The following is a 12,549-nucleotide window of genomic DNA, read 5'->3' as shown; positions in this document are numbered from 1 at the left end:
GCGCCATGAGCCGCAACCACGACGCGCCCGACGACGACGACGCCGCGCTGTTCCGCGCCGCTATCGGCGCGGTGCGCGAACTGCCCAGCGCGCCGCCACCACCACAGGCGCCCCGCCCGCGCCCGGCCACGCGCATGGCCGAGCGCGACGACGAGGAGGCGCGCAGCGAGTTCCGGCAGTTGCTCGATGGCCCGCTGCTGCAGGGCGGCGATGCAATGCAGTACCGCCGCGACGATGTGCCTGCACGCGTGCTGCGCCGGCTCGGCCGCGGCGAGTACGCGGCGCAGGAAGAGCTGGACCTGCATCACGCCGATACCGCGCAGGCGACCGCGTTGCTGCGGCTGTTCCTGCGCGACGCGATCGATGCCGGCGTGGGCTGCGTGCGCATCGTGCACGGCAAGGGCATGAATTCCTCGCCCGACGCACCGGTCATCAAGAATCTGGTCGACCGCCTGCTGCGTCAGCGCGGCGATGTGCTCGCGTTCCACAGTGCGCCGGGCGCGCAGGGCGGTACCGGCGCCGTGCTGGTGCTGCTGCGCCCGCGGCGCTGACCGGCCGGCAGACGCGGCAAACCGCCGAAACCGGGGTCAGAGTGCAATTTCGTCTCGCGAAATTGCACTCTGACCCCGGTTTTAGACCGCGGTTTTTCCGGTTTTGAGGGCCGCTGGGAAACGCCCATAAAGAAGGGCCGCAATCGCTTGCGGCCCTCCTCCGGTGCGACATTGCGCGGGCGTCAGTGCTTGACGCCCGTGCGCCGGCCTTCGCCGCCGTTCTTGGGCACCACCTTCGAACGTGCCTTCTTCGGTTCGGCCTTGGCCGAGGGCGGCGGCGGCAACGGCCGCTCCAGCGCCAGGTCGAGCACCTCGTCGATGTACTTCACCGGCACGATCTTCATGCCCTGGGTGACGTTCTTCGGAATGTCGGCCAGGTCCTTGCGGTTCTCTTCGGGGATGATCACGGTCTTGATGCCGCCACGCAGCGCCGCGAGCAGCTTCTCCTTCAGACCGCCGATCGCGGTCACACGGCCACGCAGGGTGATCTCACCGGTCATCGCCACGTCCGCGCGCACCGGGATGCGCGTGAGCAACGAGACCAGCGTCGTCGCCATCGCGATGCCGGCACTGGGACCGTCCTTGGGCGTCGCGCCGTCGGGCACGTGCACATGGATGTCGTGCTTCTGCAGCGTGTCGAGCTCCAGGCCGAACCGCTCGGCCCGCGCCCGCACTACCGACATCGCGGCCGAGGCCGATTCCTTCATCACATCGCCCAGCTGGCCGGTCAGCGTCAGCTGTCCCTTGCCCGGCACCTGCGTGGCCTCGATCTGCAGCAGGTCGCCGCCGACCTCGGTCCAGGCCAGGCCGGTGACCAGGCCGACCTCGTTGTCCTGCTCGGCACGACCGAAATCGAAACGCTGCACGCCCAGGTACTTGTCGAGATTCTTCTCGGTGACCTTGACCGTCTTGATCGCCTTTGCGCCCTTGCCCTTGGTCTGGACCGGACCTGCCAGCGCGATCTCCTTGACCACCTTGCGGCAGACCTTGGCGATCTCGCGCTCGAGATTGCGCACGCCCGACTCGCGCGTGTAGTAGCGCACGATGTCGCGGATCGCGCTTTCGGAGATCGTCAGTTCGGCCGCCTTCAGGCCATTGGCCTTGAGCTGCTTGGGCAGCAGGTAGCGCGTGGCGATGTTGAGCTTCTCGTCCTCGGTGTAGCCCGGGATGCGGATGACCTCCATGCGGTCGAGCAAGGGGCCGGGGATGTTGAGCGAGTTGGACGTGGCGACGAACATCACCTCCGACAGGTCGAGATCGACCTCCAGGTAGTGGTCGTTGAAGGTGTGGTTCTGCTCCGGATCGAGCACTTCCAGCAGCGCCGAGGCCGGGTCGCCGCGGAAGTCCATCGACATCTTGTCGATCTCGTCGAGCAGGAACAGCGGATTCTTGGTGCCGACCTTGTTGAGGCTCTGCACGATGCGGCCCGGCATCGAGCCGACGTAGGTCCGGCGATGGCCGCGGATCTCGGCCTCGTCGCGCACACCACCCAGCGCCATGCGTGTGAACTTGCGATTGGTCGCCTTGGCGATCGACTGGCCAAGCGAGGTCTTGCCCACGCCGGGCGGGCCGACCAGGCACAGGATCGCGCCCTTCATCTGCTTGACGCGCGTCTGCACGGCCAGGTACTCGAGGATGCGCTCCTTGACCTTCTCCAGGCCGTAATGGTCGGCGTCGAGCGTGTCCTGGGCGGCCTTGAGATCCTTGCGGACCTTGCTGCGCTTCTTCCACGGCACGCCGAGCAGCCAGTCGAGATAGTTGCGCACGACCGAGGCTTCGGCCGACATCGGCGGCATCTGCTTGAGCTTGTTGAACTCGGCGCGGGCCTTGGTCTCCACCGGCTTGGGCATGCCGGCCGAGGCGATCTTGCGGGCGAGCTCCTCGATGTCGTTGGGCGCGTCGTCGATCTCACCCAGCTCCTTCTGGATCGCCTTCATCTGCTCGTTGAGGTAGTACTCGCGCTGCGACTTCTCCATCTGCGACTTCACGCGGCCGCGGATGCGCTTTTCCATCTGCTGCACATCGATCTCGCCATCGACGAAGCCGACCAGCAGCTCCAGGCGGTCAGCGGTATCGGCCGATTCGAGCAGCCGCTGCTTGTCGGCCAGGCGCACGCCCAGATGCGCGGCGATCGTGTCGGCCAGGCGGCCGGGCTCGTCGATGCCGGCCAGCGTCTGCAGCAACTCGGGCGGCAGCTTGCGATTGGTCTTGACGTACTGCTCGAACAGGCCCATCAACGAGCGCGCGATCGCCTCGACTTCGCGCGGCTCGCGCGACTCGACGGCATTGAGCGGCACGCCGGTGCCCAGCAGTGCGCCCTCGTGTTCGCGGATGTCGCGCAGCGAGACGCGCTCGGTGCCTTCGACCAACACCTTGATGGTGCCGTCGGGCAGCTTGAGCAGCTGCAGGACCTGGGCGAGCGTGCCCACCTGGTAGAGGTCGTCGGCGCCCGGGTCGTCGATGTCGGCGGACTTTTGCGCGACCAGCAGGATGCGCTTGTCGGCCTCCATCGCCACATCGAGCGCGCGGATCGACTTGTCGCGGCCGACGAACAGCGGGATCACCATGTGCGGGAACACGACGACGTCGCGCAACGGCAGGACCGGGAGATCGTAAGTGTCGGGAGTGGCGCGTGAGCTCATGGGGGGTTCCTTGAAAGATCGCGTCCGGCCGGCGGCGCCGGCCCGGCGGCCGGACGAGGCCGCCTGGGGCCAGTCGTTTATGGGGCGCGCGGGCGCCGGATGCAAGCGGGGCGCCCGGTCCCACGCGAAAGCGCCGCGATCGGTCCGATCGCGGCGCGTCGTGGCGGCCTTGGGGCGGGCCCTGCAGCTGAACGGCGCGGGGCCCGGAACGTTTCGTTCCGGGCGCTGCGGTCACTCGCCCGAGGAGGCGACCTTCTGCTCGGTGACCGGGGTCTCGTAGATCAGGTACGGCTCGGACTTGTGCTCGATGACCGATTCGTCGACCACGACCTTGCTGACATTCTCCAGCGACGGCAGCTCATACATCGTGTCGAGCAGTACCGATTCGACGATCGTGCGCAGGCCACGGGCGCCGGTCTTGCGCTTGATCGCCTTCTTGGCGATCGCCGACAGCGCGTCGGGCCGGAACTCCAGCTCGACGCCTTCCATCTCGAACAGCTTGCGGAACTGCTTGCTGATCGCATTCTTGGGTTCGGTCAGGATCTGGATCAGCGCCGGCTCGTCCAGTTCCTCGAGCGTGGCGACCACCGGCAGGCGGCCGACGAACTCGGGGATCAGGCCGAACTTGATCAGATCCTCAGGCTCAACGTCGGCCAGCACCTTGCCGGTGTCGGCCTTGCGCTCGGAACTCTTGAGCTTGGCGCCGAAGCCGATGCCGCCGGCCTCGGTCGAACGCTGCTGGATCACCTTGTCCAGGCCGGCGAACGCGCCGCCGACGATGAACAGGATATTCTTGGTGTCGACCTGCAGGAATTCCTGCTGCGGATGCTTGCGACCGCCCTGCGGCGGCACGCTGGCGACCGTGCCCTCGATCAGCTTGAGCAGCGCCTGCTGCACGCCCTCGCCCGACACGTCGCGGGTGATCGACGGGTTCTCGCTCTTGCGCGAGATCTTGTCGATCTCGTCGATGTAGACGATGCCCTGCTGCGCCTTTTCGGCGTCGTAGTCGCACTTCTGCAGCAGCTTCTGGATGATGTTCTCGACGTCCTCGCCGACATAGCCGGCCTCGGTGAGCGTCGTCGCATCGGCGATCGTGAACGGCACGTTGAGCAGGCGCGCCAGCGTCTCGGCCAGCAGCGTCTTGCCCGAACCGGTCGGACCGATCAGCAGGATGTTCGACTTGGCCAGTTCGACCTCGTCGTTCTTGCTGCGGCTCTCGATGCGCTTGTAGTGGTTGTACACGGCCACGGCGAGCGTCTTCTTCGCGCGCTTCTGGCCGATCACGTACTGGTCGAGCACCTCGAGGATCTCGCGCGGCTTGGGCAGCGAACTGCGCGCCGACTGCGCCTTCTCCTCGAGCTCCTCGCGGATGATGTCGTTGCAGAGCTCGACGCACTCATCGCAGATGAACACGCTGGGGCCCGCAATCAGCTTGCGCACCTCGTGCTGGCTCTTTCCGCAGAAGGAGCAGTAGAGGATCTTGTTGCTGTCGCCGGAACGACCCTGACGGTCTTCGCTCATGCCTTCGCCAAATCAGTATTGCGGTTACGTTTCGAGAATAGCACAGCGTCCGGCACCGCCCTCATGGGCGGTCCCGGCGCTCGCATGCCTGATGAATCAATGACTTGGAACGTCAGGCAGGGGTGATCGTCTCGTCGGGACGGCGCTCGAGCACCTGGTCGACCAGGCCATACTCGCGTGCGGCCTGTGCGCTCTTGAAGTTGTCGCGCTCGGTGTCGCGCGCGATCGTCTCGAACGGCTGGCCGGTGTGCTGAGCCATGATCTCGTTCAGACGCTGCTTCATCGACAGGATCTCCTTGGCATGGATATCGATGTCGGTGGCCTGGCCCTGAAAGCCGCCCAGCGGCTGGTGGATCATCACGCGCGAGTTCGGCAGCGCATAGCGCTTGCCCGCCGCGCCCGAAGCCAGCAGCAATGCGCCCATGCTGGCCGCCTGGCCGACGCAGATCGTGCTCACGTCCGGCTTGATGAACTGCATGGTGTCGTAGATCGCCATGCCGGCGGTGACCACGCCACCGGGCGAGTTGATGTACAGGTTGATGTCCTTCTCGGGGTTCTCCGCCTCGAGGAACAGCAACTGGGCCACGATCACGTTGGCCATGTGGTCGTCGATGCCGCCGACCAGGAAGATCACGCGCTCCTTCAACAGGCGCGAGTAGATGTCGTACGCGCGTTCGCCGCGGCTGGTCTGTTCGACCACCATCGGCACCAGGTTGAGGGCTTTGGTTTCGATGCTCATCAATCGTTCCGTGTCGGAGGGACGTCCGGCCCCGTTGGGCCGGACGGACGGACGCTGCTTACCCCTGCGGGGCGATGGCGTCCTGGAAGGACAGCGGCTGCTCGGTGTGCTGGGCGCGCTCGGCGATCCAGTCGATCACCTGCTCTTCCATCACGCGGTTCTGCAGCCCCGACATCAGCTGGGGGTCGTTGCGGTACATCTCAATGACCTGCTGCGGCTCCTCGTAGGTCGAGGCGATCAGACGCATGGTCTCGTTCACGCGCTTGGGGTCGAGCTTGAGCTCGTTGCGGCGGGCGACCTCGCCCACCAGCAGCCCGACCAGCACGCGCTTGCGCGCCGGCTCCATGAAGCCGGTGTGCGCGTCCTCGCCCACATTCGGGTTCTGGCCGTTGCGACGGGCCTGCTCGACGGTCTGGCGCAGCAGCGACCAGGCCTCGGCCTCGACCAGCTTGGGCGGCAGTTCGACATGCGCGAACGCGGCGACCAGCTGCTCGCCGACCTCGCGGCGCAGACGGTTCATCAGCGCGCCCTTGAGCTCGCGCTCCAGGTTGCTGCGGATCTCGGTGCGGAACTGGTCCATCTCGCCGCTCTTGACGCCGAAGCTGCGGATGAACGCTGCATCGACCTCAGGCAGCTGCTGCTCGGAGACCTGCTCGATCTTGACGTGCACGGTGGCCTGCTTGCCGGCCAGCTGCGGCACGCGCCAGTCCTGCGGGAAGCTGACTTCGATCGTCTTTTCCTCGCCCTTCGACAGGCCGACCAGCGCCTCCTCGATCTGCGGGAACATCGCACCCGAACCGAGCACGGTGACGCCCCGCTCGGCGCCCTCGGCCGGCAGGCGCTCGTCGCCGATCTGCGACCAGGTCTCGACATCGACCGCGTCGCCGGTCTGCGCGCCGCGCGTGACCGCGCTCCAGCTGCGGCGCTGCAGGCGCAGGTTCTCGATCATGCGATCGATGTCGTCCTCGGCCACCTCGGCGGTGTGCCGCACGACCTGGAGCTTCTCCAGTTCGATGTCACCGAAATCGGGCACGACCTCGAACGTGGCAGTGAACGCCAGTTCGCCCTCGTCCGCGGCTTCGGACGGCGCGATCTGCGGCTGGCCGGCCAGACGCAGCGCGTTCTCGCGCACGCCCTGATCGAAGCCTTCGCGCAGCAGCCCGTCCAGGACCTCGGCACGGACCTGCTCGCCGAACCGCTGCTCGACGACCTTGGCCGGCACCTTGCCAGGCCGGAAGCCCTTGAGCCGCGTGGTCCGCGCGATCTCGCGCAGACGGCCAGCGACCTGGGTCTCCAGGCGTTCGGATGGCACACGGAACGTCATCCGGCGTTCCAGGGTGCCCAGCGATTCGACCGAAACTTGCATATCCACTCCTGCGCTGCGGACGGCGCCGCACGACTCTGACTTGTTGGGAAATTGGTTCCGACGGCGGCCAGCCGCACGACCTGCGCGGCTGGCGACGGAACGGCGTAGTTTGGCCGATTCGGGGGCTGGCCGCCACCGGGCGGCGCGTCGGGGTGTGCGCCGGGCGGCCTGAAGGCGGCCAGGGCCCGGCCGGGGCGGGTGCGGCGCTGGGTGACGTCACTGGGGAAGCCTCGAACAGCCCGCGGCGTCACGACCCGGGCGCGCGACGGCGCGCCAGCCAGGACCGGCGCTTTGAGTTCCACCTGGCGTGGTGCGAAAGGCGGGACTCGAACCCGCACGCCTTGCGGCACTGGTACCTAAAACCAGGGCGTCTACCAATTCCGCCACTTTCGCTTCGTGCCCGCCTGGCGGACGGCGGCATCGTAGTCGATCGCAGCCTCCGCGCCCATCCCACCCTTCTCCAGCCATGCGCGCTGCGCGTGGCCGGGCCTGCGCAGCAGGCGAACCGCAGGTTCGAACCCTGCGGCCAAGCCCAAAACGAAAAATGCCCGGCGATGCCGGGCGTCTTTCGTAACTGGCGGGCCGTCAAGGGTGAGCCCGGGCGGCTCGCGAACCACTGGTTCGCGCCCGGGCGAACGCCATGCGCGCTGCGCATGGCCGGACCTGCGCAGCAGGCGAACCGCAGGTTCGAATCCCGCAGCCAAGCCCAAAACGAAAAACGCCCGGCGGTGCCGGGCGTCTTTCGTAACTGGCGGGCCGTCAAGGGTGAGCCCGGGCGGCTCGCGAACCACTGGTTCGCGCCCGGGCGAACGCCATGCGCGCTGCGCATGGCCGGGCCTGCGCAGCAGGCGAACCGCAGGTTCGAATCCCGCAGCCAAGCCCAAAACGAAAAACGCCCGGCACTGCCGGGCGTCTTTCGTAACCGGTGGGCCGCCCGGGCGGCTCGCGAACCACTGGTTCGCGCCCGGGCGAACGCCATGCGCGCTGCGCATGGCCGGACCTGCGCAGCAGGCGAACCGCAGGTTCGAATCCTGCGGCCAAGCCCAAAACGAAAAACGCCCGGCGGTGCCGGGCGTCTTTCGTAACTGGTGGGCCGTCAAGGATTCGAACCTTGGACCTATTGATTAAGAGTCAACTGCTCTACCAACTGAGCTAACGGCCCGATGAAGCGGGCGCGCATTGTAATACCGCCTTGCGCGCCGATGCAACACCGAAGGGGCATCGCATCTTGAAACGGTGGGGTGGCTGAGGGGATTCGAACCCCCGACCACTGGAATCACAATCCAGTACTCTAACCAACTGAGCTACAGCCACCACAGATCCGCATCGCCTGCCGACCCAAGGGTCGCCCGGCGGCCGCGCATTCTATCCCGAAACGCATGGCAAACGACATGCTTTCGAAACGGCCCGCGCGGCGGGCGCGCATTGTAGCGCGGCACCGGCCGAAATGGCAGCGCATCGTGTGCGATGTGCGCATGCGCGCCGCGCCACGAATGCGCGTGGTGCCCGCCCAGGCGTCGGTCTGCTCACACGCCTCCCACGCATGCGCGGCAATAACCCCGCCAGACCGCAACCGGCCGCCCTCGCCGGCCCGCCATGCTTCGGGACAGACCCGCCGATGACCGCAACGCCTGCCCTGCTCATCCTCGACATGATCAGCACCTTCGACTTTCCTCGTGGCGCGCCGCTGCGCCGCGCCGCGATCGACATCGCGCCCAGGCTGGCCCGGTTGAAGCGGCGCGTGCACGAACAAGGTGGCCTGTGCCTGTATGCCAACGACAACACCGGCGCCTGGCGCTCGGACTTCGCAGCGCTGGTCACGTTGGCACGGGCCTCGAAAGCCGAACCGATCCTCGACCACCTCGAACCGCAGCCCGACGACGCGCTGATCCTCAAGCCGCGCCATTCGGCGTTTCACCAGACGGCCCTGCACTTCATCCTGGAAAGCCGCAGGATCCGCCGACTCCTGGTCACCGGCGTGTCGACCGAGGCCTGCGTGCTCGCCACCGCGCTGGATGCGCGCATGCTGGAGATTGATGTGGCGGTCGTGGCGGACTGCGTCGCCGCGAGCAGCGCGCAACGTCACCGGGATGGGCTCTCGGTGCTGCGGCATTGCGATTTTCCCGTCGTGCGCGCGAGCGCCGCACTGTCCGTCTTCGACCGCGGCTAGGCTAACGCACAGCGAGGGCCTCATGAGTGCCCTCACGCTTCGCGCTGCGCATGCAAACTTGTCACGCCCATTCAGCGATGTCGCCGCGATGCTCACGGCCTGATCGCGAACCCGACTGCCATGTTGCGGGACCTTCTTCACCGTGGTCGCACATGCCTCATCGGAATCTCGACACGCTGTTTGCCGCATGGGAAGGCGAACTTGTATTGCTCCTTGAGGCGAAGCCCGGGATCGAAGAGTTCTGGCAGCACTGGCACGAGCGTGAAGCGGTGATCGAACGACTGGTCACGCCCGAACTCGCCACCTTTGCGGACGCCGCATTCGGCCGGTTGCTGAGGCTGGCCGAGGCGCACGGCTATGGCCGTCGCCCCCGTCGCACGGCCAAGGATCAGACCCCAGATGCGGCAGCGACGCCTCCTGCACCCAACGCCCATTCGAAGCGCTAAGGCGTGCCTGGCGGACTACACGACACGCGGCAATCGCGCAATCACGACGCGCGGCATTGCGACGCCGGGCACGCACGCAACTGGCGTCATGCCATCACATGTGCTTTGCACGTGCGCGCCCGGCACCGTGCCGCACCGCACTGGCATCGGCGGTTCACCTTTGCAGACCTTGCGCCTCACGACGCCTGTCGCCTCACGCACCCCCGACGACGCGATCCTTAAACAGAGCGTCCCGTTCCCCAAAGGAGAGATTGCAATGGCAGTCAAGACGCTCGAAGAGTTGTTCATCCACGAACTCTCGGACACCCATTCGGCCGAACGCCAGATGGCGAAGGCGCTGCCGCGCCTGGCCCGTGCGGCCGACAATCCGAAGCTGGCGGCGGCGTTCGAAGCGCATCTGGAAGAAACCAACCTGCAGATCGAGCGCCTCGACCGCGTGGTCGAGTTGCTGGACACGCGCCTGAAGCGCATCAAGTGCGCAGCGATGGAAGGCCTGGTCGAAGAGAGCAAGGAAGTCATCGACTCGATCGACAAAGGCCCGCTGCGCGACGCTGCGCTGATCGGTGGTGCGCAGAAGGTCGAGCATTACGAGATCGCGTCCTACGGCACGCTGTGTGCGCTCGCCAAGCAGCTCGGGTACACCGACGCGGTCAAGCTGCTGCAGGAGACGCTGGCCGAGGAGAAGGCCACCGACGAGAAGCTGACGCTGCTGGCCGAACAGGGCGGCAACCAGGCTGCGGCCGAGAACGCCTGACCGTGGCGACGGGCCGGGCGCAACGCCCGGCCCGATGCGGCGCGCGCTTCGCTGCACGCGCCGCCACAGGCCTGACGACCGGAACGTCCGATCAGGCGCCTGAATTGTCAGGAGATTTTTCAGGAGGGGCGGCGGCAGCTGCCGCAAGCCATTGATGCAATGGCGCGCCCGACAGGAATCGAACCTGTAACCCCCGACTTAGAAGGTCGGTGCTCTATCCGGTTGAGCTACGGGCGCCCGCGGGACACGCTGCGACCGGGCTCGCCGTGTGGTCGGGGTAGAGGGATTCGAACCCCCGACATCCTGCTCCCAAAGCAGGCGCGCTACCAGACTGCGCTATACCCCGCCGGAATCGAGCGGTCGAATCGCCCGCCGGCAGGCCGGAGGACCCGGGCATTGTCGGAAGGCGCAGCCGCGCTGTCAACGCGCCGCTCTGGCGCCGCGGTGTATCCTGCCCGGCGATTCAACATGAACCACCAGGGGCTTATTCGATGCGCAGCGGCAATCCCACTCTTCAGGAATCGACGTTCCTCGACCTCGCCAGCGGCAGCGTCGTCACCCGCGACGGCGAGGCGATGACGCTCAACGGGACGGTCAACAAGACCGGCTTGCTGCTCCTGCTCGCGGTCCTGACGGCCGCCTTCGCCTGGACGCAGGCAATCGGCCCGGACGGCACGCCCACCGCCAGCTTCGGGCTGTATGCCTGGGGCGGCGCGATCGGCGGCCTGATTCTGGCCCTGGTCACGGTATTCAAGAAGACCTGGGCGCCGGTCACCGCGCCGATGTACGCGCTGGTCGAAGGCTGCTTTCTCGGCGCGATCTCGGCGATGTTCGAGGCGCGCTTCCCGGGCATCGTGATGCAGGCGGTGATGCTGACCTTCGGCACGCTGTTCGCGCTGCTGGCGGTGTATCGCAGCGGTCTGATCAAGGCGACCGAGAACTTCAAGCTCGGCGTGGCCGCCGCCACTGGCGGCATCTTCCTGGTCTACCTGGCGACGATCGTGCTGGGCCTGTTCAATATCCAGGTGCCGCTGATCCACGAATCGGGCCTGATCGGCATCGGTTTCAGCCTGTTCGTGGTCGTGGTCGCGGCGCTGAACCTGGTGCTGGATTTCGACTTCATCGAGACCGGCGTCGAGCACGGCGCGCCCAAGTACATGGAGTGGTACGGCGCGTTCGGCCTGATGGTCACGCTGGTGTGGCTGTACGTCGAGTTCCTGCGCCTGCTGGCGAAGCTGCAGTCGCGCGACTGAGCCGCCGCGCCGGGGATCCCATCTTCCGGACCAGAGACGACAAGGGCGCCGAGTGGCGCCCTTGTCGTGTGGACTGGCCAGTGGCCTCAGAGGCGCGAGGCGATCGCCTGCGCAAAGCCCATCGTGGTGCCGGTGCCGCCCAGGTCCGGGGTCACGCCGTCCTTCGCGTCGAGCGTGGCGACGATCGCGCCGCGCAGCCGCTGCGCCTGCTCGGGCAGCGCCAGGTGGTCGAGCATCTGCGCGGCCGCCAGCAGCAGCGCGCAGGGATTGGCCACACCCTTGCCGGCAATGTCCGGCGCCGAGCCGTGCACGGCCTCGAAGATCGCCGCGTCCTTGCCGATGTTGGCGCCCGGGGCCAGGCCCAGGCCGCCGACCAGACCGGCGCACAGGTCGGAGATGATGTCGCCGAACAGGTTCGTGGTCACGATGATGTCGAACTGCTCGGGGCGCATCACCAGCTGCATGCAGGTGTTGTCGACGATCATCTCGTTGGCCTCGATCTCCGGATAGTCGGCCGCGACCTCACGGGCGACCTTCAGGAACAGGCCCGAGGTGCTCTTGAGGATATTGGCCTTGTGGACGATCGTGACCTTCTTGCGGCCGGTCTTGCGCGCCAGGTCGAACGCGTAGCGCACGATGCGCTCCGAGCCCTTGCGGGTGATGCGGGTGATCGACACCGCTGTCTCGCCGTCGGCCGACACTTCCTGGCCTTCGCTGATGTACGAGCCTTCGGTGTTCTCGCGGATCGTGATCAGGTCGACGCCGCTGGCAAAGCGCGAGCGGGTGTTGGGGAACGAAGTCGCCGGGCGGACGTTGGCATAGAGATCGAACTGGCGACGCAGTTCGACGTTGATCGAGCTGAAGCCGCCGCCCACCGGCGTGGTCAGCGGGCTCTTGAGCGCGACCGCGTTGCGGCGGATCGATTCGAGCGTCGCGGCCGGCAGCAGTTCGCCGTGCTTGTCGAGCGCCATCAGGCCGGCGTCGGCATCCTCGTACTTGAGACCCAGTTGCATCGCGTCGAGCACGTGCAGCGTGGCATCCATGATTTCCGGGCCGATACCGTCGCCGCGGATAACCGTAATCGTGTGCGTCATGTCGGGGGGAGGT

General features: G+C 66.9%; 10 protein-coding genes and 5 tRNA genes. 5 read left to right on the top strand and 10 right to left on the bottom strand.

The window, feature by feature from the left end; translation table 11 throughout:
• Positions 1-5: 5 nt before the first annotated feature.
• Positions 6-551 (top strand): Smr/MutS family protein, encoded by a 546-nt coding sequence (locus WAF18_RS14460; RefSeq protein WP_337245715.1) that lies wholly within the window; start codon positions 6-8, stop codon positions 549-551.
• Positions 552-733: 182 nt separating this feature from the next.
• On the opposite strand, the gene lon is transcribed toward WAF18_RS14460, so the two are convergent.
• The 7 genes from lon to WAF18_RS14425 form a co-directional block, all read right to left on the bottom strand.
• Positions 734-3,193 carry an endopeptidase La gene (gene lon, locus WAF18_RS14455; protein ID WP_337245714.1) on the bottom strand — a complete coding sequence of 820 codons (2,460 nt, stop codon included), beginning with the start codon at positions 3,191-3,193 and terminating at the stop codon, positions 734-736.
• Between the two features lie 231 nt (positions 3,194-3,424).
• Entirely contained in the window at positions 3,425-4,714 is a 1,290-nt protein-coding gene (clpX, locus tag WAF18_RS14450; RefSeq protein ID WP_337245713.1) for an ATP-dependent Clp protease ATP-binding subunit ClpX, read from the bottom strand.
• Between the two features lie 112 nt (positions 4,715-4,826).
• Positions 4,827-5,453: an ATP-dependent Clp endopeptidase proteolytic subunit ClpP gene (clpP, locus tag WAF18_RS14445; RefSeq protein ID WP_047137988.1), complete on the bottom strand. Its 627-nt coding sequence runs from the start codon at positions 5,451-5,453 to the stop codon at positions 4,827-4,829.
• A gap of 58 nt (positions 5,454-5,511) precedes the next feature.
• Positions 5,512-6,819 carry a trigger factor gene (gene tig, locus WAF18_RS14440; protein ID WP_337245712.1) on the bottom strand — a complete coding sequence of 436 codons (1,308 nt, stop codon included), beginning with the start codon at positions 6,817-6,819 and terminating at the stop codon, positions 5,512-5,514.
• Between the two features lie 308 nt (positions 6,820-7,127).
• A tRNA-Leu gene (locus WAF18_RS14435) sits at positions 7,128-7,212 on the bottom strand.
• 693 nt (positions 7,213-7,905) lie between these two features.
• Positions 7,906-7,981: transfer RNA gene (locus WAF18_RS14430), tRNA-Lys, on the bottom strand.
• Positions 7,982-8,056: 75 nt separating this feature from the next.
• Positions 8,057-8,133: transfer RNA gene (locus WAF18_RS14425), tRNA-His, on the bottom strand.
• Between the two features lie 304 nt (positions 8,134-8,437).
• Between WAF18_RS14425 and WAF18_RS14420 the strand changes: the two genes are divergently transcribed.
• The 3 genes from WAF18_RS14420 (at position 8,438) to WAF18_RS14410 (ending at position 10,189) form a co-directional block, all read left to right on the top strand.
• Entirely contained in the window at positions 8,438-8,989 is a 552-nt protein-coding gene (locus WAF18_RS14420; RefSeq protein WP_337245711.1) for an isochorismatase family cysteine hydrolase, read from the top strand.
• Positions 8,990-9,141: 152 nt separating this feature from the next.
• Positions 9,142-9,435 carry a hypothetical protein gene (locus tag WAF18_RS14415; RefSeq protein ID WP_337245710.1) on the top strand — a complete coding sequence of 98 codons (294 nt, stop codon included), beginning with the start codon at positions 9,142-9,144 and terminating at the stop codon, positions 9,433-9,435.
• Positions 9,436-9,691: 256 nt separating this feature from the next.
• The gene (locus WAF18_RS14410; protein WP_183425700.1) at positions 9,692-10,189 is read left to right on the top strand and encodes a ferritin-like domain-containing protein; all 498 of its coding nucleotides are present in this window, start codon (positions 9,692-9,694) and stop codon (positions 10,187-10,189) included.
• A 160-nt stretch (positions 10,190-10,349) separates the two neighbouring features.
• On the opposite strand, the gene WAF18_RS14405 is transcribed toward WAF18_RS14410, so the two are convergent.
• Both WAF18_RS14405 and WAF18_RS14400 read right to left on the bottom strand, forming a co-directional pair.
• Positions 10,350-10,426: transfer RNA gene (locus WAF18_RS14405), tRNA-Arg, on the bottom strand.
• A 32-nt stretch (positions 10,427-10,458) separates the two neighbouring features.
• Positions 10,459-10,535 (bottom strand) — tRNA-Pro (locus WAF18_RS14400).
• A gap of 145 nt (positions 10,536-10,680) precedes the next feature.
• On the opposite strand from WAF18_RS14400, the gene WAF18_RS14395 reads away from it, so the two are divergent.
• Positions 10,681-11,442, top strand: coding sequence for a Bax inhibitor-1/YccA family protein (locus WAF18_RS14395; protein WP_183425701.1), 762 nt, complete (start codon positions 10,681-10,683; stop codon positions 11,440-11,442).
• An 86-nt stretch (positions 11,443-11,528) separates the two neighbouring features.
• On the opposite strand, the gene WAF18_RS14390 is transcribed toward WAF18_RS14395, so the two are convergent.
• Complete coding sequence (locus WAF18_RS14390) at positions 11,529-12,536, bottom strand: isocitrate dehydrogenase (protein ID WP_183425702.1); 1,008 nt, start codon at positions 12,534-12,536, stop codon at positions 11,529-11,531.
• Positions 12,537-12,549: the final 13 nt, after the last annotated feature.

Source organism: Luteimonas sp. gir (genome assembly GCF_037198055.1).
Classification (GTDB): Bacteria; Pseudomonadota; Gammaproteobacteria; order Xanthomonadales; family Xanthomonadaceae; genus Luteimonas; species Luteimonas citri_A.
Note: the sequence above shows the minus strand (reverse complement) of the source record. Positions and strands in the feature narration are given on the sequence as shown.

Excerpts from the sequence above, each read along its gene's own strand:
- WAF18_RS14460 (WP_337245715.1), top strand. The coding sequence starts at position 6 with ATGAGCCGCAACCACGACGCGCCCGACGACGACGACGCCGCGCTGTTC.
- lon (WP_337245714.1), bottom strand. The coding sequence starts at position 3,193 with ATGAGCTCACGCGCCACTCCCGACACTTACGATCTCCCGGTCCTGCCG.
- clpX (WP_337245713.1), bottom strand. The coding sequence starts at position 4,714 with ATGAGCGAAGACCGTCAGGGTCGTTCCGGCGACAGCAACAAGATCCTC.
- clpP (WP_047137988.1), bottom strand. The coding sequence starts at position 5,453 with ATGAGCATCGAAACCAAAGCCCTCAACCTGGTGCCGATGGTGGTCGAA.
- tig (WP_337245712.1), bottom strand. The coding sequence starts at position 6,819 with ATGCAAGTTTCGGTCGAATCGCTGGGCACCCTGGAACGCCGGATGACG.
- WAF18_RS14420 (WP_337245711.1), top strand. The coding sequence starts at position 8,438 with ATGACCGCAACGCCTGCCCTGCTCATCCTCGACATGATCAGCACCTTC.
- WAF18_RS14415 (WP_337245710.1), top strand. The coding sequence starts at position 9,142 with ATGCCTCATCGGAATCTCGACACGCTGTTTGCCGCATGGGAAGGCGAA.
- WAF18_RS14410 (WP_183425700.1), top strand. The coding sequence starts at position 9,692 with ATGGCAGTCAAGACGCTCGAAGAGTTGTTCATCCACGAACTCTCGGAC.
- WAF18_RS14395 (WP_183425701.1), top strand. The coding sequence starts at position 10,681 with ATGCGCAGCGGCAATCCCACTCTTCAGGAATCGACGTTCCTCGACCTC.
- WAF18_RS14390 (WP_183425702.1), bottom strand. The coding sequence starts at position 12,536 with ATGACGCACACGATTACGGTTATCCGCGGCGACGGTATCGGCCCGGAA.